Below are 24,514 nucleotides of genomic sequence, written 5' to 3' on the forward strand. Positions count from 1 at the left end.
CTACTTCAAGCCCGGATTCTCCGCGTACACCTCGCGCAGCACAGAGAGGTCGAAGAGCTGATCGGCCTTGATGTCGATCGCGGCGGTGCGTAGCGCGGCGATGTTCTGCTCGATCAGCTGATCGGTCATGCTGAGCAGCCCATGGGCGGCGGTGTCGGCGGAGAGCACCAGATCGTTCTGTGCCGTGGCTTCCTTGGTCTGCTCGGCCAGATCCAGTTTCTGATCCTTGCCGTATACCTCGACCGCGAGCCTGGCCGATTCGGCCGGGGCGGCCACCGCATCCTTCCAGCCCTTGATCTCGGCGGTCAGGAAGGCCTTCAGCTTGTCGCGTTCTTTGTCGATGGTGGACTGCATCACCGTCAGTGTCTCGGCCACCAGCGGCAGGTTGTAGTCGGCGAAGAGGAAGTTGGTGTTCTCGAAACCCTTGGCGGCCAGGATGATCGGTTCGTTGGTCACATAACTGACCCAGCCGTCGACCTCGCCGTTGGCCAGCGGAGTCGGGTCGAACTGCGCGGGCACGATGGTGACATCACCGGGCTTCATGCCGTTGGCGGTCAGCAGCGCGTTGAAGATCAGCAGGTTGGTGTCCTGTACGCCGATCTTGCGGCCCTTCATATCCTGCGGGTTCTTGATCGGCTTCCCCGCGGAGCTGACAATGCAGAACGGGTTCTTTTGATAGGTGGTGGCGACGATCTTGGCGGGCAGGCCCTCCAGGATCGCCGGCGCCGTGGTCTGCGGCGCGGACAGACCGAGCCATACCTTTCCGGTATCCAGTCCCGCTTCCACCGAGGTACTGGCGGCACCGCCCGCGATCAGATTCACCGAACCGAATCCGGCGTCCTTGAAATAGCCCTTCGAATCGGCGAAGTACTCACCGGCGAATTCGATGTTCTTCAGCCAGGACAGCTGGATGGCGACGGAGCCGAACCTCGATCCGTCCGGTGTCGAGCCGCCCGGCGAGCTGCTGGAATCATCGCCACACGCGGCCAGCAGGCCCGCGCCGCCGAGCACGGCGCCGGTCAGCGCGGAGTAACGGAGAAAGGAGCGACGATCGAACTCTGGTGTCATAGGGCCGAATCTAGGTCGATTCGGTTTCATTTTCTTTGCTTTCACGTTCCGAGCATTGAATTGCGTGGATTCCGTCCGAATATCGCCGCTCAACTCCGCCCGGCCTCCGGGCCGAATCGGGCTAGCACCAGGTTCTCGATCACACCGACGATCGCGTACAGCACCACCGACACAATGGTGACGATCACGATCGACGCCCACAGCTTGCTGTACTGGAAGGTCGGAATCGCCCGAATCAGGCTGGCGCCCAGGCCGGTTCCGCTGCCCAGCCACTCACCGATCAACGCGCCGATCAGCGCACCGGGCACCGAGATCCTGGCCGCCGCGAAGACCGAGGGCAGCGCGGCCGGAATCGCCACCATCCGCAGACCCGTCCACCGCGAACCTCCGTAGGCGGCAACCACATCCATCGCCTGACGCGGTGTGTTGCGCAGCCCGGCCATGATCATCACCAGCGCCGGGAACAACACCACGATCGCGGCCATCACCGTCACCCCGGCCAGACCGCGTCCGAAGACGAGCACGATGATCGGGGTCAACGCCACCAGCGGCACCGACCGCAGCAGCATGGCCACCGGCATGAAGGTCTGCTCGACGGCCGAGAAGGATACGAACAGCGCGGCCACCACGAGTGCGACACCCATGCCGACCGCGAATCCGATTGCCGCGTCCCGCAAGGTGATCAGGAGATCGTCGAGGATCGCCTGCCGTGCCGCCGACGCTCCCGGCGCGGTGACCAGGTAGCGCCAGATATCACCGGGTGTCTTGCCGACCCGGGGCCCGACCTGCGGGAACACCTTCAGGAAAACCTCCCAGATCACCAACATCAAAAGCAACGAGGTGACCAGCGGAAGCAGGAACAGCCCGATCCGGCGTAGGACATTCATCGCGCCTCCTGCGCGGTCCACGGGGCGACCAGCCGCGCCGCGAGTGCCACGAGCGCGTAACCGAGCCCCGCCAGCGCCGCGGCGGCCAGTGCCATACCCCAGGTTCGTGGCACGTTGTAGGCCGTCTGCGCGGCGGTCAGCGCGACGCCGATGCCGCTGTCCACCCCACCCAGGTACTCGCCGATGATCGCGCCGAGCACCGCGGAAGGGGCTGCGATCTTCAACGCCGCGAAGGTATTCGGCAGCGCCGCGATCGCCTGCACCCGGTACAGCCGCTGCCAGCGCCCACCGCCGTAGGCGCGGACCAGGTCCAGGCTGGCGGTATCGGCCGAACGCAGCCCGGTGACGGTGCCGACCATGGTGGTGAAGAAGCAATACATCGCGGCGAGGAACACCGTCGGGGTGCGCCCGCCGAAGACCACCAGGATGATCGGTCCCAGTGCGAGCAGCGGCGTGCAGTAGCTGAGAATGGCCAGCTGGGTGGCGAGCGATTCGATCGGCGGAATCAGCATCACCAGCATCGCCAGCCCGATGGCCAGCGCATTGCCCCATACGAAGCCCTTCAGCGCCCCGGCGGCGGTGACCTTGAAATTGGGCCCGTACAGTGCCCAGCCGTCGGTATGCATGGTGTCCAGCACCCGCCACGGGCTGGGGATGGTGCCGCCCGCGACACCGAACGCGGCGAGTATCCACCACGCAGCGATCAAACCGACGATGCCGAGTAGGCCGCCCAGATATTTCATGCCGCCCCGCCCGACTTCTCGAAGGCGACGCCGCCGGTGCCCGTCTTGCCGAACAGCAGCTCCGAAAGATAGTCGTGCAGCTTGTGGAACTCGGGGGTGCGCATCATCTCCGGCCGCCGTGGGCGCGGCAGATCGATCTCCACCAGTTCCAGCACCCGGCCCGGCCGCGGGCTCATCACCGCCACCACATCGGAGAGGAAGACCGCTTCGGCGATGCCGTGGGTGACCATCAGCGTCGTCGCGGGCTTCTCGGTCCAGATCCGCAGCAATTCCAGGTTCAGCTTCTGCCGGGTCATATCGTCGAGCGCGCCGAACGGTTCGTCGAGCAGCAGCACGGTCGGCTTCACCACCAGCGCCCGCGCGATCGAGACGCGCTGGCGCATGCCGCCGGAGAGCTGGGCGGGTTTCGCCTTCTCGAATCCCTCCAGCCCGACCAGCCGGATCAGCTCGGCGATCTGTTCTGGATCCGGTTTGAGACCAGCGACCTGGAGCGGCAGCTTGATATTGGACTCGACCGAACGCCAGGGCAGCAGCGCCGAATCCTGGAACGCGATGCCGAGTTCATGGTGCCCGCGCAGTTCCGCCGGGGTCTCGCCATTGATCAGGGCTTTACCCGAAGTCGGCGCCTCCAGACCGGCCAGGATCCGCAATACCGTCGACTTACCGCAACCGGACGGGCCGAGCAGTGCGAGAAACGCGCCCTGATCGGTGTGCAGGTCCACCGAGTCCAGCGCCTGGACGGTGCGGCGGCCGACCTTGAAGGTCTTGGACAAACCGCTGATGTGAATTCCGGTGCCCCCGCCGGCCGGATCAACCCCCGCGGCTCCGAGGTCCTGCCCACCGGTCTCACGCTCCGTGCTCATGACGGCCACCATAGAAGGGGTCGGTTGCACCGGTATTGCGAATCGCGGCCGCAGATTGCGCAATCGTTACGTGGCGCCGCGCGGCCGCCGATTCGACTCCCGGTGGGGCTGGCCCCTAGACCAGGTCGACCCGCACGCCCGCGGCGCGAATCGCTTCCACCGCGGCCGGATTCGCATCTGTATCGGTGACGAGCACGTGGATCTGCTCGATCCCGCAGATCCGCGCCAACGCGGTCCGTTCCAGCTTGTCCGAGGTCGCGACCACCATCACATGTCCGGAGCGGCGCACCATTTCGGTCGTCACCCCGGCCTCGTCGATATGCCTGCACTGCGCCCCGCCCTCGGCGGAGATCGCGTTCACCCCGAGAATCAGCGTGTCCAACCGCAATTCGGCCAGCGCCCGCTCGGCCAGCGGACCGTGCAATTCATAGGACTCGCGGCGCGCCACTCCACCCAGGCAGATGGTGCGCAGATGCGGTCGCAGCACCATCTCGCCCGCGATATTCAACGCGTTGGTGACGATGGTCAGCTGATCGTCGCGAGGATCGGCCAGTTCGGGGCGTCCGGCCAGCGCCCGAGCCACCGCGGTCGTCGTGGTGCCGCCGTTCATGCCGACCACCGCCGACGGCTCGACGAGCGACGCGGCGTGCTCAGCAACGCGCTGTTTGGCCTCGCCACCGGTTTGCCGGTAGCGGGCGGGCAGGTCGTAGGCGACCGAGGTCGCCACCACCCCGCCGTGCGTCCTGGTGGCCAACTGCTGTTCGGCGAGCGCGGTGAAGTCGCGGCGCACGGTGGCCGGTGAGACACCGAGCCGTTCGGCGGCATCCTCCACCGAGAGCCGCCCGGTCTCGGCGAGCAACTCCAGCAGCCGGTTCCACCGCTGCGGCCGGTCCGTCGGTCCGGTCATCTCACGCCATTCCGATCGAATGGGCTACCTGGTGTTTTTCGAGGCACGCCGACAATCTGACCATACGCACGCTGCCGACCGTAGAGATTCCGGTGGCCGATTGCCAAGCCGGGGGTACCCCACTCAACTCACGCGGACACCCTGGCGCGGGCTGTGGCGTCCGACTTCGGAACAGGCCAGCCCGGAGGAGACGAAGTACGCGATCTCATCGCATATTTCGTCCAGCGAGATCGGCGCGTCCGGCAGTGTGGTCTGCACCAGTTCCTGAGCCAGTGAATTGACCGCACCGATCACCGCGAGGGCGAACAGATCGAACCGCCGCGGTGTCGTCTCCCCGCGCCCCACCCCGCGCTCGGCCTCGTGGATCAGGAGGGCGGACAGGAGTCTGCGCTGTTCCCTGCGCCACTCCTCGACCGCCTGACTCACGCCGACCACCTCGACGTAGTGCACGCGCGCGGTCCGCTGATCGCGACAGGTCACCGCGAGGTACGCGTGGAAACTCTCGACCACCCGGGTGGACAACGACTCGTCCCTGGTCCGTTCCAACGCCTGCAGCGCGGCATCGACCGCCCGGGTCGTCTGGCGGTTCACCAGCGCGATCAGCAACGCCTCGCGGCTGCCCATATCCTCGTAGAAACTGCGGGTGGAGACGTTGGCGACGGCGCAGAGCCGTTCGATCGAGGTAGCCGCGTACCCCTGGGTACCGAACAGCTCCAATGCGGCGTCGACCAATCTGGCCTGACGCTGCACCACCCGTTGCTCCTTGGACAGCCCCCCGTAGTTGCGTCCGTCCCTGGATTCGTCATCCCGCCGTGCCACCTGTCGATATTACCGCGCGGCCGACGCCGAATCCGATCGAGCGATAGGGGTACGAGAACAGGGGTTGCGCCGCGGACCCTTTGAACCCCAACCCTTTCCGGTAGTGGCTACTTGACGCTGCCCGCGGTGAGCCCGGCGACGAGTCGCTTCTCGATCAGTGCGAAGAGAATGACGACCGGGATGATGCCGACGGTGGAGATCGCGAAGACGTATTGCCATGCGGTGTCGTACTGTCCGACGAACTTGGTCAGCGCCACCGACAGCGGCTGATTCTCCGGGGTGGTCAGCACCACCAGGCTGGCCGCGAATTCGTTCCAGCAGGCGACCACCGTGAAGATGGTGGCCGTCACGATGCCGGGCCAGACCAGCGGCAGACTCACCTTGGTCAGGATCTGCCAGCGGCTCAGGCCGTCCAGCTGGGCGGCCTCCTCGATCTCGACGGGAATCGAGGCGAAGAAACTGTGCAGAATCCACACCGCGAACGACAGATTGAAGGCGCCGTTCACCAGGATCATCGCCAGCCAGGTGTCATTGATGCCGAGGACGAAGAACTGCCGGATCAGACCGGTCACCAGCACGGTCGGCTGCAACATCTGCGTCACCAGCACCAGACCGAGGAATACCACCTTGCCCGGAAACCGCCGCCGCGCCGTGTAATACGCGGCGGGAATCGCGACCGCCAGTACCAGCAGCGTGGCGCAGACCGAGATGATGACGGTGCTAGCCAGATTGAACGGCAGCGGCGTCTCCGGGGTATCCCACATCGTGGAGTAGTTGTCCGGATGCCAGGTCTGCGGCAGATAGGTCGGTGGGATGCGCAGGATCTCGGCCCGGCTCTTCAACGATCCGAGCACCATCACGATGAACGGGATCAGGAAGATCAGCGCGATCACCACGCCGACGGCGGTCAACTCCCAGCGCCGCCGACGCCGGTGCGGCGTCACCCGAACGGAATCCACGGTCGTCGGCGCCGCATCGTCCACCGCGACCAGTTGGCCGATCATGCGTCGACCTGCCGGGTCGGACGAATCAGCTTCACGTAGATCGCGATGATCACCATGATCAGCACGAAGTTCAGCACGCTCATCGCGGCCGCGGTATCGACCTGCTGATTCTGCCGAATCAGTTTGAATGTCAAGGTCGTTGTGGTGTCGGCCTCGAAACCCGCGATACTGCCGGTGATCACCTGCAGGATCGGCAGCGAATTGAACGCGTTGATGATGTTGATGATGGTCGCCACCGCGATCGCGGGCCGCAGCTGCGGCAGGATCAGATGCCAGTAGCGCTGCCAGGAACCGGCGCCGTCGACTCGGCCGGCCTCCACAATCTCCGCCGGAATCGATTGCAGCCCAGCCAGAATCGTGTAGGTGGTGAAAGGGATCGAGACGAAGATACCGACCACGATCGCGACGATGAACGCCTGCGTCGGCTGCTTGGTGAAGCCGTAGCCGCGATCCAGCAGCCCGATATCCACCAGAAATCTGTTGGCGATGCCCACATCCGGGTCGAGCATGTAATAGAAGATCGTCGTGGTCATCACCACCGAGGCCGCCCACGGCACCAGGATCGCCAGCCGGACGGCGGTACGCCCGGGGAAGTCCTTGTTCAGGAACTGGGCGAGCCCGGCCGACAGCAGCAGGGTGATACCGACAACCGCCACCACCCAGATCACCGTGTGGACCAGAATCCCGCCCAGTTCCTGTATGTCGAACAGGGCGCGGTAGTTGTCCAGCCCGGCCGGACCCCGATCCTGGCCGTAGGGGCTCAGATCCCGGGTGCTCGTCCACATCATGTAGGCGACGGGGAACGCGACGATCGCCGCGATCAGCACCAGGGTCGGACCGATCCACGGCAGCGCGGCCAGCGCCTGTGCGGTCCGGGAACTCCGTTGTCGCACAACTACCTCGCCGCTCACGCTACTTCGCGGCTTCCTGGATCTTCGCCAGCACCGCGGCCGGGTCCGCGCCCTGGGCGATGGTGCCCATCTGCTGTTTGATCGCACCCTGCGCCGCGCCCCACTTCGGGTTGTTGCTCGGGTAGAACTTCGCGACCGGCAGCGTCGCGACGAAGGCCTTGGTCACCGGGTCATCGGTGAGCGCGGACGCGCCGCTCTTGGTGATGGCGATAAAACCTTCGGTCTTCACGAAATGTGAGTAGACCGGCGCGGAGTAGAAGTAGTCGACGAACTTCCTGATCGCGACCTGCTTGGTGCCGTCCTTCTTGAACGCCATCAGGTGATCGGCCACCCCGAGGGTGACCGGATCACCGGATTTGGTCGGCGAGGGCGCGGTGGCGTACTTCAGACCCGGATTCTTGCCCGCGATCTGGGAGACCGTCGGCGGCAGTCCTTCGATCATGCCGATCCGGCCCTGGATGAAGGCGTTGATGACATCCTTGCGGTCGGTCGCACCCGGATTCGGTTGGGTGGCGCCGGAATCGACGAGCTGGCGCATGGCGCGCACGCCCTCGAGGTTCTGCGGGGTATCGACGGTGATCTTATCGCCGTCGGACCAGCTGCCGCCCGCCCCGAAGGTCCAGATGGAGGTCTCGCCCTGGGACTCCTCCGATCCCAGCGGCAGACCGTAGCCGGAGATCCCGCCGCCGAGCGCCTGGATCTTCGTTGCGGCCTCGGTCAATTCGGCCCAGGTCTTGGGCGGTGCCGTAATGCCCGCGCGGGCGAACAGTTCGGTGTTGTAGAACAAGGTGCGGGTCGAGGCGAATAGCGGCAGCGCCATCTGCTTCCCGTCGAGTGAGGCGTTCTGCGCGAATCCGGGCTGGATATCGGCGATTACGGACTCCGAGGCGATATCCGTCGCCGGATACAGCAGGCCGTCGGCGGCGAAGCTGACGTAGGCGTCGATATTCAACACGTCCGGTGTGGTCTCCTGGGACTGGAGCTTGGTCTTGACCACATCGTTGATCGAGTTCCAGGATTCCATCTGCAACTTCACCGTGATGTCCGGATTGGCCTGCTGGAAGTCGGCGATGATGCGGTCCCACAGCGCCTTGGTGCCGTTGGCGCCGTCGCTGTAGGCGGGTGCGAGGAAGCTGATGGTGTTCGGGCCGGAGTCGTCCGACTTGGCGCCGAATCCGCAGGAAGACACCGCGAGCGCCAGGCTGGTGACGATCGCGGCGCCCGCGAGCGCGCGCTGGAATGGTCGTTTCACGAGCAGAACCTTTCGAATTTCCACACCCGGCACCGGCCGGACCGCCGATGATGGGGGAATCACCGATCTGCCCCTAATTTAGCCCGAATCGTGATCATATGTGACTAATTTGCTCGTAAATTTGACATGAACGATCACCGGGATGATGCTGTTCTCGTGCCGATCTCCGCTCACTCCACCCCCGTGACTCATCTGGCCACCGAAATCGCCACCCAGCCGGACAACTGGGTTCGCGCCGAAACCATCGCCGCCGAGCACCGCGCCGTACTGCCCCAACCGGGTGAGCGCGTCGCCGTGATCGGATGTGGCACATCCCTGTTCATGTCCCGCGCCATCGCCGTGCTGCGCGAGGAGGCCGGCCTCGGCCTCACCGACGCCTGGCCCGCCAGCCAGGTCCGCGGCGGCCGCGAATACGACCGCTACCTGGTCATCTGCCGCTCCGGCACCACCACCGAAGTGGTCACTGCCATGCGGCGGATCCCGGCGCATATTCCGCGGACGGTCATCTGCAGCAGCCCGCGCACCCCGGTACTGGAGCTGGGCGACCCGATCCTGATCGACGCGATCGACGAACGGTCCGTGGTGCAGACCCGATTCGCCACCACCACGCTGGCCATCCTGCGCTGGCACCTCGGCGAAGATCTGGCGCCCACGATCGCCCAGGCGCGCGCCGTCCTCGCCGAAGACCCGGCGGTGTCACTGGCCTCTGTGCGCCGCACCGAGCAGATCAGCTTCGTCGGCATGGGATTCGCCGCCGCCCTGGCCGAGGAAGCGGGCCTCAAACTCCGCGAATCCTGCCAATCCTGGACCGAGGCCTATCCGGCCACCGAGTACCGGCACGGCCCGATCAGCATCTCCGCACCGGGTCGCGCCGTGTGGGCATTGGGGCCACTGGTGCCGAATTTCGAGGCCGATGTCGCGACCACCGGAGCCCATTTCGAACACCGCGATATCGACCCGATGGCCGAACTCCTTCGCGTGCACCAACTCTGCGTGCTGCGCTCGGCCGACCTCGGCCTCGACCCCGACCATCCGCGTGGCCTCAACCGCTCGGTCGTCCTGGACCGGTAAGCGAGCGCAGCAAGTGACGGCCGCCCAGAGACCGACCCGGTACGCATCCGTCCCGCGGTCCGCGCCTGCGGCTACTGTCCCCAGCATGGGGAAGGCACAGACAGAGCGGGGACATACCGCGCCCGCACCGCTGCCCGCGGATGCGCTGGTGCTCGGCATGGATGTCGGCGGGACCACGATGAAGGCCGAGATCACCGACCCCGCCGGTGCGGTGCTCGCGGCAGGCGTCGTCGAGACACCGCGCGGCGAGGCCGCCTTCGATGCCATGGGCGCGCTGGGCGATCGGCTGCTCGGTGAGTTGACGACCGAACAACGAGCCAGGGTCGGACGCGCATCGGTCTGCCTGCCCGGCATCGTCGACAGCGCCCGAGGTATCGCCGTCTTCAGCGGCAATATCGGCTGGCGCGATGTGCGCGTGGGCGGCAGGTTCCGCGATCGCTGGCGGCTGCCGGTGCTGATCGAACACGATGTCGCGGTGGCCGGTTGGGCCGAATGGCGATTCGGGGCCGGGCGCGGATACGACAACGTCTGCGTGGTGATCATCGGCACCGGTATCAGCGGCACCCTCTCGGTGGGCGGGCGACTGGTGCGTAGCACCTACGGACAGACCGGCGAATACGGCCACATCCCGGTGCGGCGCGCGCAGGGGCGGCCCTGTCCGTGCGGCAATACCGGCTGTGTCGAGACGGTGGCATCGGGAACCGCCATCGCCCGGGCCTACACCCGGCGCACCGGTCGCGATATCGGCGGTGCGGCAGAGGTTTTCGAATCGGTCGACCGTGATCCGGTAGCCAGGGCCGTCATCGATGACGCGGTCGACGCCCTGGCGGAAGGTCTGGTCGGCGTGGTGCACGCGGCCTGTCCCGAATTGGTGATCCTCGGCGGCGGGCTCGCGGGCGCCGGTCCCGCCCTCACCGAACCGCTGCACCGCGCGCTAGCCGACCGCCTGCGCGTAGTGCCCGCACCGCGCGTCGTACTCAGCGAATTCGGCGCCCGCGCCGGACTGGCGGGTGCGGCCTTCTTCGCCCGGCGGGGTGAGCTCGGATGATGCTCCGGGGACGGATCGTCGCGGCGACGGCGATATTCGACGACGGGGTGGTCACCATCCGCGGCGAGCGGATCGCGGCGGTCCAGTCGCTGACGGAATGGGTCGCGGCCCATCCCGATTCGGCGGTGCCGGAATTCTCGGGAACGGTATTACCCGGGCTCGTGGATATCCACAACCACGGCGGGTACGGGCACCGGTTCGATACGGTCGACGCCGCGCACGCGCGGGCGGCGGCGGAGTTCCACCATTCGCGCGGATCGACCACGGTGCTCGCCAGCATCGTCACCGGGGCCGCGGACGATATGGTCGCGCAGACCGCCGTGCTGCGGGAATTGGCCGCGGCCGGGGTGATCGGGGGCATCCACGCCGAGGGACCGTTTCTGTCGACCGCGCGGTGCGGCGCGCAGGATCCGCGATACCTCCGCGACCCCGATCTCGCACTGACCGATCGGCTACTCGCGGCCGCGGACGGATACCTGCGGGTGATGACGATCGCGCCGGAGCTGCCCGGTTACGACGTTGTCGCACAACGACTCTCCGAACACAATGTAGTGGTGTCACTCGGCCACAGCGATGCCGGCTACGCGCGTTTCCGGCGAGCGCTGCGCCCCGACGGATTGGGCGGTCTCGTCACCCACCTCGCGAACGGCATGCCGCCGCTGCATCATCGCGAGCCGGGTCCGGTGGCGGCAGCGCTGGTCGCCGCGGCCTCCGGACAGGCGGTGGTCGAGTTGATCGGTGACGGCGTGCACATCGACGCGGGTTTCGGGGCGCTGGCGTTCTCGGCGGCCCCCGGCCGTGTGGCGTTGATCACCGATGCCATGCAGGCGGCGGGCATGCCGGACGGTGAATACCGGCTCGGGCCGCAGCCGGTCCGGGTTACCGACGGTGTGGCCCGGGTGGCGAACGGCTCCCTCGCGGGCGGCACCGCGACGCTGCTGCAATGCCTGACCTGGGCGGTGCGCGAATGCGGCGTGCCGCTGCGCGACGCGGTCCGGGCCGCCAGCTCGATCCCGGCCGCGGCCGCGGGGCTGACCGCGGTAGGCGACATACAGACCGACCAGTATGCCGACCTTCTGATAGTCGATGACTATCTCCAGTTGCGTCGGGTGCTCAGACGTGGACAGTGGTTGACGTGATCCTCACCGTGACAATGAACCCCGCCTACGACATGACCTACCGCGTCGAGCGTTTCGAGCGCGGCCAGGCACACCGGGTCCGCTCGGTCGAGCAGCGTATCGGCGGCAAGGGCATCAATGTGACCCGGGTATTGAATCAGCTCGGAAAGTACGCCAGGGCAACGGGTTTCTCCGACCACGCCTTCGCGGCCGCCGCCGAATTGGAACTGCCGGTGGACTTCGTGCACGCACTGCCGTGGGTCCGGCGCACGGTGGTGATCAGCGAATCCGAGGACGGCACCGCGACCGCGCTGTGGGAGCCCGGCGCGCGGGTCTCGAATCCGCACGCCGCCGAACAACTCACCACCCGGGTGGCCGGGTTACTCCCCGATATCAACGGCCTCGTCATCTCTGGATCGCTACCCGGCGGCATCGAGCCCGGCCTACCCGCGGACATCGCTCGCACCGCGGTCGCCGCGGGCGTCCCGACCATCTGCGATATCGACGGTGAATCACTGCGTCTGGCCGCCGAGGTGCCTGGAGTGATCCTGATGCCGAATATCGAGGAGCTGGAAGGTCTCACCGGCCGCGCCCCGGTGACCGTGGACGAGGTCGCCACGGCCGCGATACCGCTCATCGAGCGCGGCGTGCGCGCCGTGATCGCCACCCGCGGCGTGGCGGGCATGGTCGCCGTCACCGCCGAGGGCGCTTGGACAGCCACGCTCCCCGAAATCCTCGCCGGAAACCCCACGGGCGCGGGCGATTCCGCCGCCGCCGCGGTGATCGCCGTCCTCTCGGAGGGCGCCGCGCCCGACTGGCCGGCCATCCTCGTCGACGCCGTCGCCACCTCCGCCGCCGCGGTGGTCATCCCGGTGGCGGGCGAAATCGACCGTTGTCTGCGCACCCGCATCGCCCCGACCGTGGTGGTCGAGCAACTGGAGCCGCAGCCGTCGTGACCGTCTCGGCGGGTATCCCGCTGCCCGACAATATCCAGGAGACCGCCGATGCCCCTGATTCGTGTTCCCGATCTGATCGCCGCCGCGCTACCCGGCGGACTCGGCGCCTTCAATGTCATCACCCTCGAACATGCCGAGGCCATCGCCGCCGCCGCCGAGACAACGAAACGTCCCGTGGTGCTCCAGATTTCGGAGAACACAGTCGAATACCACGGTAGCCTCGCCCCGATCGGGCAGGCCTGCCTGCGCATCGCCGCCGACAGCACCGCCGATATCGCGGTGCATCTCGACCACGCCACCTCCGCCGCACTCATCAGGTCCGCGGTAGAACTCGGCATCGGCTCGGTCATGTACGACGGATCCACCCTCGATTACGCCGCGAATATCGCCGCCACCGCCGATATCGCCCGCTGGTGCCACGACCGCGGTGTCTTCCTCGAGGCCGAACTCGGTGCGGTCGGCGGTAAGGACGGCGCCCACGCCCCCGGTGTCCGCACCGACCCCGACGAGGCCGTCGAATTCGTCGCCACCACCGGCGTCGACGCACTGGCCGTCGCCGTCGGCTCCGCACATGCCATGCACACCCGCACCGCCGAACTCGACAATGACCTCATCGCTCACCTGGCCGCGAAGGTCCCCGTCCCCCTCGTCCTGCACGGCTCCTCCGGCGTCCCCGATACGGGCATGCGCGCCGCGGTCGAACACGGCATGACCAAAATCAATATCGCCACCCGCCTCAACGTCGTCATGACCGACGCCATCCGCGGTGTCCTGGCCGAGTACCCGGCGATCTCCGACCCCCGCAAGTATCTGGCCCCCGCCCGCATCGCCGTGCAGTCGGAAGTCGAACACTTCCTGCGCCTGTTGGCCCCCTAGCCGCAGCTGCGCTACTCGGCGGCGCCGGGATCCGGCCAGCCGTGTGCCTCGAGGCGGGCACGCACCCGCGCCACATCGGCCTCGAACGGCATGTCGTTGGTGACCTTGGTGATCATGACCTGGATATCGGTCTTCTCGGCGGGCAGGTCGCCGGAGCCCGCGAGTTCGGCGGCGACCTGACGCACCTCGTCGTCGGAGAGGCGGCGGCGCAGCAGCGCGAGCAGCGGGATGTAGTCGGCCTCCGGTACACCGTCCGGATATCCGGCCCGCAGCCAATCGATGATGGCGTTCAGGAAAGGTGGCATCGGGGAACGCTTTTCGTTCAGTCGGGGTCGGTCGGCGGAGCGGCCAGCGGCCAGCCGCCCGCGGCCAGATGCGATGCCACCCGCGCCACATCGCGCGGGTCCGGCTGCTCCTTGGCGAACCGGGCGATCGCGGCCTCGATATCGCCATGGCCGATCTCGGAGTCGGGATTGGTGCTCGCCAATTCCCCGGCGATGGCGACGACCTCGAAATCGGTCAGGTGCCGGTGCAACACAGCGAAGAGCGCGACGTAGTCCGAGCGCGGAACGCCCTGCGGATATCCGGCGCGCAGCCAGCCGACGATCCGGTCGAGCACTCCGCGCCGGGTGGATTGCGGTTCCGTAGTCACGATCACGCGTCCCTTCAGGACTGCCCGAACAGGTGGATGCCGAACTTGGCGGCCAGGAAGGCCTTCGCGGTGTAGAGAATCCCGGTGATGATCGCGGCGATGATCAGCGCGAAGCAGACCAGCGCGCCGACCAGCGCGGGGTAATTCCGCCGGGCCGCGGTGCCGTCGGGACCGACGCTATCGGCCGAGGACCACAGCCGCACCCCGAAGGCGAAGACGACGGGCAGCCCGGCACCGAGCACCAGAGCGGCGATGGTCACCTTCCCCAGCGAGTTCAGATTCGTGACGATGGTGTGCATATCCACTCCTGCCTAGCTTCGCGTGCTGCGGGCGTTCGGGCCGGACGTCACCTCGGACGGTGGCGGTGCGGCGGGCGGCGCGGCAGCGGGCGGCGCGGCATTCGCAGCGTCCCGGATATCGGCCGCGGGTTCGGGCGTGTCCCCGGGCCATTCGTTGACATTGGTCGTGTCGACCGGATCGCGCCGCGACCGCAGATACATCAGCGTCGACAGCCCGATCAGGATCGCGAAGACCACGAGCACCCCGGCCAGCCCACCGATCAGGTGGGCGATGGCCCAGCAGATCGCACCGGCGACACCGGCCAGCGGCAGCGTCAGCAGCCAGGCGACCACCATCCGTCCCATCACGCCCCAGCGCACCTCGGCGCCCTTGCCGAGCCCGCTGCCCAGGATCGACCCGGTCGCGGTCTGCGTGGTCGAGAGCGGCAGCCCGAAGTGGGCCGAGGTGAGAATGATCGCGGCCGAGGAGGATTCGGCGGCCAGGCCCTGCGGGGAGTCGATCTCGACCAGACCCTTGCCGAGGGTCCGGATGATGCGCCACCCACCCAGGTAGGTGCCCGCCGCGATGGCCACGGCACAGGCCGCCATCACCCACAGCGGCATATCGTCGTTCTTGGTGAGGGTGCCGTGCGCGACCAGCGCCAGGAAGATGACGCCCATCGTCTTCTGCGCGTCGTTGGTGCCGTGGGCCAGCGAGACCAGCGAGGCCGAGCCGATCTGACCCCATCGGAAGCCCTCGGTGACCTTGTCCTCGTCGGCGCCGCGGGTGATCCGGTAGACCCCCCAGGTGCCGATGGACGACACCACCGCGGCCACGATCGGCGCCAGCACCGCGGGCAGCACGATCTTGGTCAGCACACCGTCCGAACCGGATGCCCAGATCACACCGCCCCAGCCGAGGGCGGCGATGGCGGCGCCGATCAGGCCGCCGAACAGGGCGTGCGAGGAACTCGACGGCAACCCGAACAGCCAGGTCAGCAGATTCCACAGAATGCCGCCGACCAGCCCGGCGAAGACGATGATCAGCAGATCCTGTCCGCTCACCGCATCCAGTTGCACGATGCCCTTGGCGACGGTCGCGGCGACCGCGACGGAGAGGAAGGCACCGATCAGATTCAGGACCGCCGACAGCGCCACCGCCACCCGCGGGCGCAGCGCACCGGTGGCGATGGAGGTGGCCATCGCATTGGCGGTGTCGTGGAAGCCGTTGGTGAAGTCGAAGGCGAGTGCTGTGACGATGACGATCAGGAGAACCAGTAATTCGGCGGTCACCCCACCAGTGTGCGATACCGTCCGGTCCGATTACCACGCGGTTGCCGCCTGCCGGGACCGTATCGCGATCGACTAACGTGGATCTTCAATCAAATGCGCTAGCGCCCGAAACTCGAGCACTCCGACGGCGCGGGCCTGCCCGCGAACCGGTCATCGATCCAGGCGTTCGCACCCGGGATCCCGCTGGTGCCGACGATCATATGTTCGCCGAGATAGACCTCGAGCCGCACCGATACGCCCTGCCCACACCAGTTGTCGAACAGGCGTTCCGCGCCCGCCAGCGGCACCCACACCTCATCGGTGCCGTGATACAGAAAGACCGGCACGGACGGTGCCGCGGCACCGAGCCGGTTCTCGGCCAGGATCCGCCGGACCATATCCGACTCGGCCGGATGCGGCGGGCGGGTCAGCAGTTCGGCGGGCACCGGCGCGATAGCGCCGAGTAGCGCCTCACCCGGGTAGCAGAGATCCTTCGCGAACTGCGCCAGCCGCCAGCCGTTGTCATTGAGCAGCCGCAGCAGCTCCGGATACTCGCGAGCCAGCCCGAGCGCGGCGGCGAGAAAGACACCGGAGGCGGCATTGCGACCGTTCATGGTGTGCAGCAGCAGTTCGTAATCGGCCGGGACGCCACCGAATACGGCGCCGACCAGATTCAGCTCCGGTGCGTATTCCGGCGCAAGCTGGGCCGCCCAGCCCGAGGCGATCGCGCCACCGGAGTATCCGGTCACCACGGCGGGCGCATCGGGGCGCAGGCCGAGCTCGGGGGTCCGCACCGCGGCCCGCACCGCGTCGAGCACCGCGTGTCCGGCCATCCGCCCCGCCGCGTACGCCTGCCGCGGCCCCTGGTGATCGGGCACGATCACCGCGTAGTTCTTGGCCAGCGGCACCAGCGCCGCAAGCAGATCCGCCGATGGCCCACTCTTCAGCTGATGCGATGGCGCGCAGGTATGGCCGAGAGAATCGATCGCGACGTTGTAGGAGATCAGTGGGCGTGGACCAGGCCCGGTCCACGGGGCGGTCGGCACCAGCAGGGTGGCGACAACCGGCACCGGATCGCCCGTGGCGTCGGTGGACCGGATCAGCAGTTCGGTGGAGACGACCGGCGTCGACGTCAGCCCGCTGCCGCCGACCCTGGCGGCGAGCACCGTGCCGGGTGCGGCGCTCTCCGAGCCGGGAGGGGGGATATAGAACGGATCGCCCATCGGCGTCGGCATCACCGACTCCGACTCGCGGGAGGGCCGCAGCAGATCCCGGATCGGATCCGCGCGCGCCCCAACCATTTCGGGCCCACCCGGTCCGATACCGGGCAACGCCGCCCATGCGGCGCAGACACAGGTAAGGACCGCGAGCGTGGCGGCCCGTCGCCCCGAACGGCCGACCACCAACCGTCCCCGCACCCACCGAATGTGTCTCGAATCGCCCACCGCTGAGCCCCTGTTCCGAGCGTGTACCGGATGTGATCCGCGCTCAGTCTGAACCACCGCCGTCGCCATCGCGGGGAAGCACACCGAGGCCGTGGCGAGTCGACGGCCCCGGCGCGTATCCCGCCGCGTTCAGGGCAACAGCGTCCGGACGGTGTCGATGGTGTCGACCTCGGCGGGCGTCTTGTCCGGGCGGTAGCGGACCACCCTGGCGAAGCGAAGCGCGACGCCGCCCGGGTAACGGGTACTGACCTGCACACCGTCGAGTGCGATTTCCACGACGAGTTCCGGCCAGAGGTAGACGGTGTACTCGTCGCGGGTCCGCTCGTGCCGCGGGAACTCCGCGGTCTGCCACTGCAACAGCGCATCGGTGAGGCCCTTGAAGGTTTTGCCGACCATCACCGGTTCCCCAGTCAGCGGATCCCGGGCGCCGAGATGCAGGTTGGACAGATATCCGGTGCGGCGGCCGTAACCCCATTCGGCCCCGAGGACCAGTAGGTCCAGCGTGTGCGTTGGCTTGATCTTCTGCCAGGCCCGCCCGCGCCGGCCCGCCGCGTACGGCGCGTTCAGCGACTTGATCATGACGCCCTCGTGCCCGGCGGCCAGCGCGCCGTCGAAGTATTCGGCCGCCGCCTCGGGGTCGGGACGGATCAATGCGGGAATGGTGTGCGCGCAGGCGACCTCGGCGAGCGCCATCCTGCGCTCGTACAGGGGTTCGTCGAGCAGGTCACGGCCGTCCAGATGCAGGCAGTCGAAGAAGTAGGGGTGCAACAGCAGGTCGCGGGTGGAACGCGCCCCCGCGGGGAACAGGCTCGGATCGAACATGGCGAAACGGCTCATCGTCTCCTGGAACGGGCGAGGGCGCCCGGCGTCGGTGAGCGCCAGGGTCTCCCCATCCAGGACGACGCTGGTGCAGTCCAATCCGGCGACCAGCTTCACCAGCTCGGGCACGCCCGCGGTGATATCGCGCAGCGTCCTGGTGAAAACCCAGACCCGATCGCCGTCACGATGGACTTGGATGCGCGCGCCGTCCAGCTTGTGCTCGACGCTCACCTCGCCGTCGAACTCGGCCATGGTCTCCTCGAGTGTGGCGCCGGGCGCCGCCAGCATCGGCTGGATCGGGCGTCCCACCTCCAGCCGGAATTCGCCGAGCGCCGCCGCACCGCCGGTGCGCGCGGCCACCGCGGTGACAGATAGCTGACCGGAGAGCATGTAGGCCCGGCGGACCAGATCCACCGGAACATCGGCGGCCACCGCCACCGCCTCGCTGACGATCGCGGTGAGCGCGCCCTGGCGCAATTCGCCGGAGAGCAGGCGCAGCAGGAATACCTGCTCATCGGCGGTGGCCGCGGCCCACAGGGTGGTCAGCAGCTCCTTGCGCCGGTTGACCGAACCGGGGCCCGCGGTCGCCGCCAGTTCGTCGAAGGCGGCATCGACATCCGAAACCCGCAGCGCCGCACCGGCCGCCGGTGCGCCGTCGAGGGCGGTGAGGGTGCGCCAACCGGTACCGACGCGCCCCTGTTTGAGCTCACCGGAGACCCAGCCGACCACCGGTTCGAGCTCCTCGGGCGCGGCCGAGGACAACAGCGCGGCGATGGCGGCAATCTTCGTCTTCCGGGACCGGGTCGCGCGGACGGTCTCCGAGGCATGCACGACATCCGAGAACAGCACCAGTCGACGGTAACCCGCGGGTGTGACATATCGCTCAGCTCTGCTGCTAATTTCCCATTGGCACAGCTGCGAAAGAGCTCGATACTGGACATATGGCCAAGACTTACGTCGGGGCGCGGCTTCGTCAGCTGCGTACCGAGCGAGGGCTGAGCCAGGTCTCACTCGCCGCCAAGCTGGAGATCTCGGCGAGCTACCTCAATCAGATCGAACACGACGTGCGCCCACTCACCGTACCGGTGTTGCTGAAGATCAGCGAGGTCTTCGGCGTCGACGCGACCTTCTTCTCATCGCAGGACGACACCCGGCTCATCGCCGAACTCCAAGAGGTCGTGATGGACCAGGAGCTCGGCATCGAGGCCGACACCCAGGAGATCGCGGATATGGTCTCCGCGCATCCGAGCATGGCCCGCGCGCTGGTCAATATGCACAACCGCTACCGCAACACCAGCGCCCAGCTGGCCGCCGCCACCGAGGACCGGTTCGCGGACGGCTCCGGCAGCGCGACCATCAGCAAACCGCACGAGGAAGTACGCGACTACTTCTATCAGCGGCAGAACTACATCCACGAATTGGATACCGCCGCAGAGGAACTCACCGCCCGCATCCGTTTCCACGGCGGCGACGTGAACAGCGAGATCGCCCGCGCGCTGCGCTCGCACGATGTGCGCATCGTCGAACGCATCGACCTGGGCGAGGGCGTGCTGCACCGCTACGACCCGGAAACTCGCCGCCTCGAGATCGCACCGCATCTGTCCGGCGGACAGCGCACCTTCAAGCTCGCTGCCGAGCTCGCTTACCTCGAATGCGGCGATCTGCTCGAAAAGCTGGTCGAGGAGGGCAATTTCGTCGCCGAGGACACCCGCAAGCTGGCCATGCTCGGCCTGGCGAACTATTTCGCCGCGGCAACCGTGCTGCCGTACACGCACTTTCACGAGGTCGCCGAGGATTTCCGTTACGACATCGAGCGACTCTCGGCGTTGTTCACCCAGAGTTACGAGACGATCTGTCACCGGCTCTCCACCTTGCAGCGGCCGAAACTGCGCGGCGTGCCATTCTCCTTCGTCCGGGTCGACCGGGCGGGCAATATGTCGAAACGTCAGTCCGCCACCGGCTTCCACTTCTCCTCCAGTGGCGGCACCTGCCCGCTGTGGAATGTCTACGAGACCTTCGCCTATCCCGGCAAGATCATGACCCAGATCGCCCAGATGCCCGACGGCCGCAAGTATCTGTGGATCGCCCGCACCGTCGAGCGCCGCGCCACCCGATACGGTCAGCCGGGCAAGACCTTCGCCATCGGCCTCGGCTGCGAACTCCGCCACGCGGGCCGCGTCGTCTACGCCGACGGCATCGACCTCGGCGAGGCCACGGCCACCCCCATCGGCGCCGGCTGCCGCGTCTGCGAGCGCGCCAACTGCCCGCAGCGCGCCTTCCCCCCATTGGGCAAGGTTCTCGATATCTCCGAACACCGCAGTTCGGTATCCCCATATGTACTCAAATAACAACGGGGAAAACAGAATCCCATAATTCGATGTGAGCGTGCCGAAACGAGTCACAAGTTTGCGGCCGCTGCGCTGCTGACAATCGCCGCCACCGGAATTACCGCGAGCACGGCCGGTGCCGCTCCCACACCGGTGCGACAGGAGCAGGCTGCCGCCCGACCCGCCACGCCCCCTGCGGTCAATGCATTGACCGGTCCCGTCGACCCGGTCACCGCCGTGGATCTGGCCGCCCAGCGCCTGCGCGACGCCCAGGCCGCGACCGAAGCCGCGCGCGACGAACTCGCCACCGCCTTGCGCGCCGCCCACGCCGACGGCGCCAGCGCCAACCAGCTGGCCCGCCAGGTGAACGGCACCCGGTCCCGCCCGGTCGTACTCGAACTGCTCGCGGACTGACCGCGGACGCTCAGAACGAGGCTTCGTCCATGGTCATGATGTCGTTGTCGATGGCGGCCAGAATGGTCCTGGTCGCGGTCAATTCCGGGAGGACGTTCTTGGCGAAGAAGCTCGCCACGGCAACCTTTCCGGTGTAGAAGGGGCGGTCCTTCTCGGATACACCCGCGGCCAGCGCGGCGGCGGCGATCTCGGCTTGGACCAGCAGTCGCCAGCCGATGAGGAGATCGCCGACGGCCATGAGGAAACGCACCGAACCGAGGCCGACCTTGTACAGCTGCGTCGGATCCTGCTGTCCCGCCATCGCGTATCCGGTGAGCGTGGCCGCCATCGCCTGGACGTCGGCCACGGCGGTGGCGAGCAGTGCGCGCTCGGCCTCGAAGCGTCCGGTCTTGGCGTCCAGGAAGGCGGCGATCCGGCCGTTCACGTGGGCCAGCGCCACCCCCTGATCCCGAATGATCTTGCGGAAGAAGAAGTCCTGCGCCTGGATGGCGGTGGTGCCCTCGTACAGCGAGTCGATCTTCGCGTCGCGGATGTACTGCTCGATCGGGTAGTCCTGCAGATATCCCGAACCGCCCAGCGTCTGGAGGGATTCGGTCAGGTACTGGTAGGCGCGCTCGGAACCCACGCCCTTGACGATCGGCAGCAGCAGATCGTCTACCCGGTGCGCGAGTTCGGCATCCGCGCCCGAAACCAGCTGTGCCACATCGGCATTCTGGTGCGCCGCGGTGTAGAGGTACACCGAGCGCAGCCCCTCCGCGTACGCCTTCTGCATGGCGAGCGCGCGCCGCACATCCGGGTGGTCGGTAATGGGGACGCGCGGCGCCGCCTTATCCGCCATCTGTGTCAGGTCCGCGCCCTGCACCCGCTGCTTGGCGTAGTCCAGCGCGTTGAGGTAACCGGTGGACAGGGTGCCTGCGGACTTGATGCCAACCACCATGCGCGCATTCTCGATCACCTGGAACATCTGTGCGATGCCGTTGTGCACCTCGCCGACCAGCCAGCCCTTGGCCGGGACAGCCGTGCCGCCGAAGGTCAGCTCGCAGGTGGGCGAGGACTTCAGGCCCATCTTGTGTTCGACCCCGGTCACATAGACGCCGTTACGGTCGCCCAGCTCGAGGGTGTGCGGGTCGAACAGGAATTTGGGCACGTAGAACAGCGACAAGCCCTTGGTGCCGGGTCCGGCGCCCTCGGGCCGGGCCAGCACCAAGTGGAAGACGTTTTCGGCGATATCACCCACGTCGGCACCGGAAATGAACCGCTTCACACCCTCGATATGCCAGGAGCCGTCCTCCTGCTCGATCGCCTTGGTGCGGCCCGCACCGACATCGGATCCGGCGTCCGGCTCGGTGAGCACCATGGTGCCCTGCCAGCCCCGCTCGTATCCGGCTGTCGCCCAGTGCTTCTGTTCCTCGGTGCCGACGTTGTAGAGCACCGACGCCATCACCGGGCCCATATTGAAGAAGCTGGCCGAGGGGTTGGCGCAGGTGAGCATCTCGTTGACCGCCCAGACCACCGCGGCGGGCGCGGCGGTGCCGCCCATACCCTCGGGCAGTCCGAGTCTGCTCCAGTCCGCCTCGTGCACCGCCACGACTGTCTTACGTAGTGGCTCCGGCACCGAGATCGAAAACGTCGCCGGATCGTAGATGACGGGTTCGCGATCGGCCGCGGCGAAGGATTCCGCCACCGGGCCCTCGGCAAGGCGCTTCACCTCCGCCAGGATTTCGCGCACGGTGTCGGAGTCGAGATCGCCGTAGGCACCCGTATCGAGGAGCTTGTCCAGTTCGAGCACCTCGAACAAATTGAACTCGATATCCCGCACGTTCGCCTTGTAGTGACCCACCGTGGTCCTCCTCGACTCACAATTCCCGGGCCCCTGCGGCCCGGGATCGGCGATCTGACGTTGTACAAATCGAAGCCTGCCGCACCGCCGCGACGCTACGCAACCGTAAGCAATCCGGCCCGAGATCACGGGCGACGACCGGACTTCACGATCATGACCGGTCGAGGACCGGAAACGTTCACACCGCTGAAACATCGGCAATGGACTCGTCACCGAGAGATATTCCGGCGCAACAACTCCCGTCTACCGTTCGCACCACGAATACAGACGCTGTATACACACCGGTCGACAGCGGTGACCGGCGCGAACAGCGGATGTATTCGGCGCGGCGCTACCCACGCCGCCGAACCCCTGATGAGGAGAGGGTCCCGCCCCATGTCAGATTCCCGTGCCGCCCATCGGCATAGCTTCGCGTCCGCAACCCGCATGAAAAAAGTGCTGGTCGCACCCACCGCGCTGGCGCTCGCAGGCCTGTTGCTGACCGCCTGTGGCGCCAAGGACGACGCCTCGGCCGGCGGCTCCGGCGCCGCCTCCTGCGTCGACACGTCCAAGGACTCGATCAAGGTCGGCTCGTTGCACTCCCTGTCGGGCACGATGGCCATCTCCGAGGTCACCGTCGCCAACTCGACCAAGCTTGCGGTGGACCAGATCAACGCCGCGGGCGGGGTCCTCGGCAAGAAGATCGACCTGGTGCTGGAGGACGGAGCCTCGGACCCGAAGACCTTCGCGGAGAAGGCCGAGAAGCTCATCAGTTCCGACTGTGTCGCCGCGGTATTCGGCGGCTGGACCTCGTCGAGCCGCAAGGCCATGAAGCCGAAGTTCGAGAGCCTGAACTCGTTGCTCTACTACCCCGTTCAATACGAGGGCCTGGAGGACAGCAAGAACATCTTCTACACCGGCGCCACCACCAACCAGCAGATCATTCCGGCGCTGGACTACCTCAAGCAGAAGGGCGTCAAATCCCTCTACCTGGTCGGCTCGGACTATGTCTTCCCGCAGACCGCCAACCGCGAGATCAAGGCATACGCGGCGGCCAACGGCATCGAGATCAAGGGCGAGGACTACACCCCGCTCGGCTCGACCGACTTCTCCACCATCGTGAACAAGGTGCGCACCGCCAAGGCCGGTGCGGTATTCAACACGCTCAACGGTGACTCCAATGTCGCCTTCTTCCGCGAGTACACCAACGCCGGCCTGAAAGCCGCGGATATGCCCGTGGTTTCGGTATCCATCGCCGAGGAGGAGGTCGCCGGCATCGGCGCGCAGAACATCGCGGGCCAGCTGACCGCGTGGAACTACTACCAGACCGTCGACACCCCACAGAACAAGGCGTTCGTCGACGCCTACAAGGCCGCGTTCGGCGCCGGCAAGCCGACCTCGGACCCGATGGAGGCCGCCTACGCCTCGGTCTACCTGTGGAAGAACACCGTCGAGAAGGCGAACTCGTTCAAGGTGGCCGACATTCAGGCCGCGGCCGACGGCGTGAGCTTCGACGCCCCCGAGGGCAAGGTCACCATCGACGGCTCCAACCACCACATCACCAAAACCGCCCGCATCGGTGAAATCCACCCGGACGGCCTGATCTACACGGTGTGGGATTCGGGCAAGGCCATCCAGCCGGACCCGTACCTGAAGACCTACGAATGGGCCAAGAACCTGAAGTAGCCGATCGGAGTTCGCGGCCGTCTCGCCTCCGAGTGGCCGAAGCGCACGAGTCTCGACCGCTCCCAGCGAAACACCAGGCCGCGAACCCCATCCAACCATCCGCCCCCCAACCCAACCCCGCACGGAGCAAGTCTTACGAGCGACCCGTTCACGGCCGTCTCGCTGCCGAGTAGTCGAAGCACATGAGTCTCGACCGCTCCCAGCGAAACACCAGGCCGCGAACCCCATCCAACCATCCGCCCCCCAACCCAACCCCGCACGGAGCGAGTCTTACGAGCG

The 24,514-nt window shown here is 67.0% G+C and carries 24 protein-coding genes; 8 read left to right on the forward strand and 16 right to left on the reverse strand.

What is annotated here, in order from left to right:
- From AB0H61_RS31575 to AB0H61_RS31615, 9 genes are all read right to left on the reverse strand, one after another.
- Complete coding sequence (locus tag AB0H61_RS31575) at nucleotides 1-1,068, reverse strand: ABC transporter substrate-binding protein (RefSeq protein WP_357311383.1); 1,068 nt, start codon at nucleotides 1,066-1,068, stop codon at nucleotides 1-3.
- Nucleotides 1,069-1,157: 89 nt separating this feature from the next.
- Nucleotides 1,158-1,955, reverse strand: a complete 798-nt coding sequence (locus tag AB0H61_RS31580; RefSeq protein ID WP_357311384.1) for an ABC transporter permease subunit — start codon at nucleotides 1,953-1,955, stop codon at nucleotides 1,158-1,160.
- A complete protein-coding gene (locus tag AB0H61_RS31585) occupies nucleotides 1,952-2,698 on the reverse strand; it encodes an ABC transporter permease subunit (protein ID WP_357311385.1) in 747 nt (248 codons plus the stop codon). Before AB0H61_RS31585 ends, AB0H61_RS31580 begins: the two co-directional genes overlap by 4 nt.
- Nucleotides 2,695-3,561, reverse strand: coding sequence for an ABC transporter ATP-binding protein (locus AB0H61_RS31590; RefSeq protein WP_357311386.1), 867 nt, complete (start codon nucleotides 3,559-3,561; stop codon nucleotides 2,695-2,697). Before AB0H61_RS31590 ends, AB0H61_RS31585 begins: the two co-directional genes overlap by 4 nt.
- Nucleotides 3,562-3,676: 115 nt before the next feature.
- Complete coding sequence (locus AB0H61_RS31595; RefSeq protein ID WP_357311387.1) at nucleotides 3,677-4,468, reverse strand: DeoR/GlpR family DNA-binding transcription regulator; 792 nt, start codon at nucleotides 4,466-4,468, stop codon at nucleotides 3,677-3,679.
- A 123-nt stretch (nucleotides 4,469-4,591) separates the two neighbouring features.
- The gene (locus tag AB0H61_RS31600) at nucleotides 4,592-5,287 is read right to left on the reverse strand and encodes a TetR/AcrR family transcriptional regulator (RefSeq protein WP_357311388.1); all 696 of its coding nucleotides are present in this window, start codon (nucleotides 5,285-5,287) and stop codon (nucleotides 4,592-4,594) included.
- A gap of 107 nt (nucleotides 5,288-5,394) precedes the next feature.
- Complete coding sequence (locus AB0H61_RS31605) at nucleotides 5,395-6,291, reverse strand: carbohydrate ABC transporter permease (RefSeq protein WP_357311389.1); 897 nt, start codon at nucleotides 6,289-6,291, stop codon at nucleotides 5,395-5,397.
- Nucleotides 6,288-7,184: a sugar ABC transporter permease gene (locus AB0H61_RS31610; RefSeq protein ID WP_357311390.1), complete on the reverse strand. Its 897-nt coding sequence runs from the start codon at nucleotides 7,182-7,184 to the stop codon at nucleotides 6,288-6,290. The genes AB0H61_RS31605 and AB0H61_RS31610 overlap by 4 nt, the downstream gene beginning before the upstream one ends.
- A gap of 19 nt (nucleotides 7,185-7,203) precedes the next feature.
- Nucleotides 7,204-8,454 carry an extracellular solute-binding protein gene (locus tag AB0H61_RS31615; protein ID WP_357311391.1) on the reverse strand — a complete coding sequence of 417 codons (1,251 nt, stop codon included), beginning with the start codon at nucleotides 8,452-8,454 and terminating at the stop codon, nucleotides 7,204-7,206.
- Nucleotides 8,455-8,610: 156 nt separating this feature from the next.
- Here AB0H61_RS31615 and AB0H61_RS31620 point away from each other — a divergent pair, with 156 nt between their 5' ends.
- From AB0H61_RS31620 to AB0H61_RS31640, 5 genes are all read left to right on the forward strand, one after another.
- Nucleotides 8,611-9,525, forward strand: a complete 915-nt coding sequence (locus AB0H61_RS31620) for a sugar isomerase (protein WP_357311392.1) — start codon at nucleotides 8,611-8,613, stop codon at nucleotides 9,523-9,525.
- Nucleotides 9,526-9,610: 85 nt separating this feature from the next.
- A complete protein-coding gene (locus AB0H61_RS31625; RefSeq protein ID WP_357311393.1) occupies nucleotides 9,611-10,573 on the forward strand; it encodes an ROK family protein in 963 nt (320 codons plus the stop codon).
- Nucleotides 10,570-11,712: an amidohydrolase family protein gene (locus AB0H61_RS31630; protein ID WP_357311394.1), complete on the forward strand. Its 1,143-nt coding sequence runs from the start codon at nucleotides 10,570-10,572 to the stop codon at nucleotides 11,710-11,712. Before AB0H61_RS31625 ends, AB0H61_RS31630 begins: the two co-directional genes overlap by 4 nt.
- Entirely contained in the window at nucleotides 11,709-12,647 is a 939-nt protein-coding gene (locus AB0H61_RS31635) for a hexose kinase (protein WP_357311395.1), read from the forward strand. The genes AB0H61_RS31630 and AB0H61_RS31635 overlap by 4 nt, the downstream gene beginning before the upstream one ends.
- Before the next feature lie 48 nt (nucleotides 12,648-12,695).
- Nucleotides 12,696-13,523: a class II fructose-bisphosphate aldolase gene (locus AB0H61_RS31640; protein ID WP_357311396.1), complete on the forward strand. Its 828-nt coding sequence runs from the start codon at nucleotides 12,696-12,698 to the stop codon at nucleotides 13,521-13,523.
- Nucleotides 13,524-13,534: 11 nt separating this feature from the next.
- Here the strand turns inward: AB0H61_RS31640 and AB0H61_RS31645 are convergent, their stop codons facing one another.
- From AB0H61_RS31645 to AB0H61_RS31670, 6 genes are all read right to left on the reverse strand, one after another.
- Nucleotides 13,535-13,828, reverse strand: a complete 294-nt coding sequence (locus AB0H61_RS31645; protein ID WP_357311397.1) for a DUF3349 domain-containing protein — start codon at nucleotides 13,826-13,828, stop codon at nucleotides 13,535-13,537.
- A gap of 17 nt (nucleotides 13,829-13,845) precedes the next feature.
- Nucleotides 13,846-14,175 (reverse strand): DUF3349 domain-containing protein, encoded by a 330-nt coding sequence (locus tag AB0H61_RS31650; RefSeq protein WP_357311398.1) that lies wholly within the window; start codon nucleotides 14,173-14,175, stop codon nucleotides 13,846-13,848.
- A 14-nt stretch (nucleotides 14,176-14,189) separates the two neighbouring features.
- Entirely contained in the window at nucleotides 14,190-14,474 is a 285-nt protein-coding gene (locus AB0H61_RS31655; RefSeq protein WP_357311399.1) for a hypothetical protein, read from the reverse strand.
- Nucleotides 14,475-14,486: 12 nt separating this feature from the next.
- Complete coding sequence (locus AB0H61_RS31660) at nucleotides 14,487-15,746, reverse strand: inorganic phosphate transporter (protein WP_357311400.1); 1,260 nt, start codon at nucleotides 15,744-15,746, stop codon at nucleotides 14,487-14,489.
- 98 nt (nucleotides 15,747-15,844) lie between these two features.
- Nucleotides 15,845-17,143: a lipase family protein gene (locus AB0H61_RS31665; protein WP_357311401.1), complete on the reverse strand. Its 1,299-nt coding sequence runs from the start codon at nucleotides 17,141-17,143 to the stop codon at nucleotides 15,845-15,847.
- A 156-nt stretch (nucleotides 17,144-17,299) separates the two neighbouring features.
- Complete coding sequence (locus AB0H61_RS31670; RefSeq protein WP_357311402.1) at nucleotides 17,300-18,838, reverse strand: ATP-dependent DNA ligase; 1,539 nt, start codon at nucleotides 18,836-18,838, stop codon at nucleotides 17,300-17,302.
- A 92-nt stretch (nucleotides 18,839-18,930) separates the two neighbouring features.
- Between AB0H61_RS31670 and ramB the strand changes: the two genes are divergently transcribed.
- Both ramB and AB0H61_RS31680 read left to right on the forward strand, forming a co-directional pair.
- On the forward strand, nucleotides 18,931-20,337 hold the full coding sequence (ramB, locus tag AB0H61_RS31675) for an acetate metabolism transcriptional regulator RamB (RefSeq protein ID WP_357311403.1): 1,407 nt from the start codon (nucleotides 18,931-18,933) through the stop codon (nucleotides 20,335-20,337).
- Nucleotides 20,338-20,523: 186 nt separating this feature from the next.
- Complete coding sequence (locus tag AB0H61_RS31680; RefSeq protein WP_357311404.1) at nucleotides 20,524-20,730, forward strand: hypothetical protein; 207 nt, start codon at nucleotides 20,524-20,526, stop codon at nucleotides 20,728-20,730.
- A gap of 10 nt (nucleotides 20,731-20,740) precedes the next feature.
- On the opposite strand, the gene AB0H61_RS31685 is transcribed toward AB0H61_RS31680, so the two are convergent.
- A complete protein-coding gene (locus AB0H61_RS31685; RefSeq protein WP_357311405.1) occupies nucleotides 20,741-22,570 on the reverse strand; it encodes an acyl-CoA dehydrogenase in 1,830 nt (609 codons plus the stop codon).
- A gap of 426 nt (nucleotides 22,571-22,996) precedes the next feature.
- Here AB0H61_RS31685 and urtA point away from each other — a divergent pair, with 426 nt between their 5' ends.
- Nucleotides 22,997-24,235, forward strand: coding sequence for an urea ABC transporter substrate-binding protein (urtA, locus tag AB0H61_RS31690; RefSeq protein ID WP_357311406.1), 1,239 nt, complete (start codon nucleotides 22,997-22,999; stop codon nucleotides 24,233-24,235).
- Nucleotides 24,236-24,514 lie beyond the last annotated feature (279 nt).

Source organism: Nocardia sp. NPDC050710, assembly GCF_040654375.1.
Lineage (GTDB): Bacteria > Actinomycetota > Actinomycetes > Mycobacteriales > Mycobacteriaceae > Nocardia.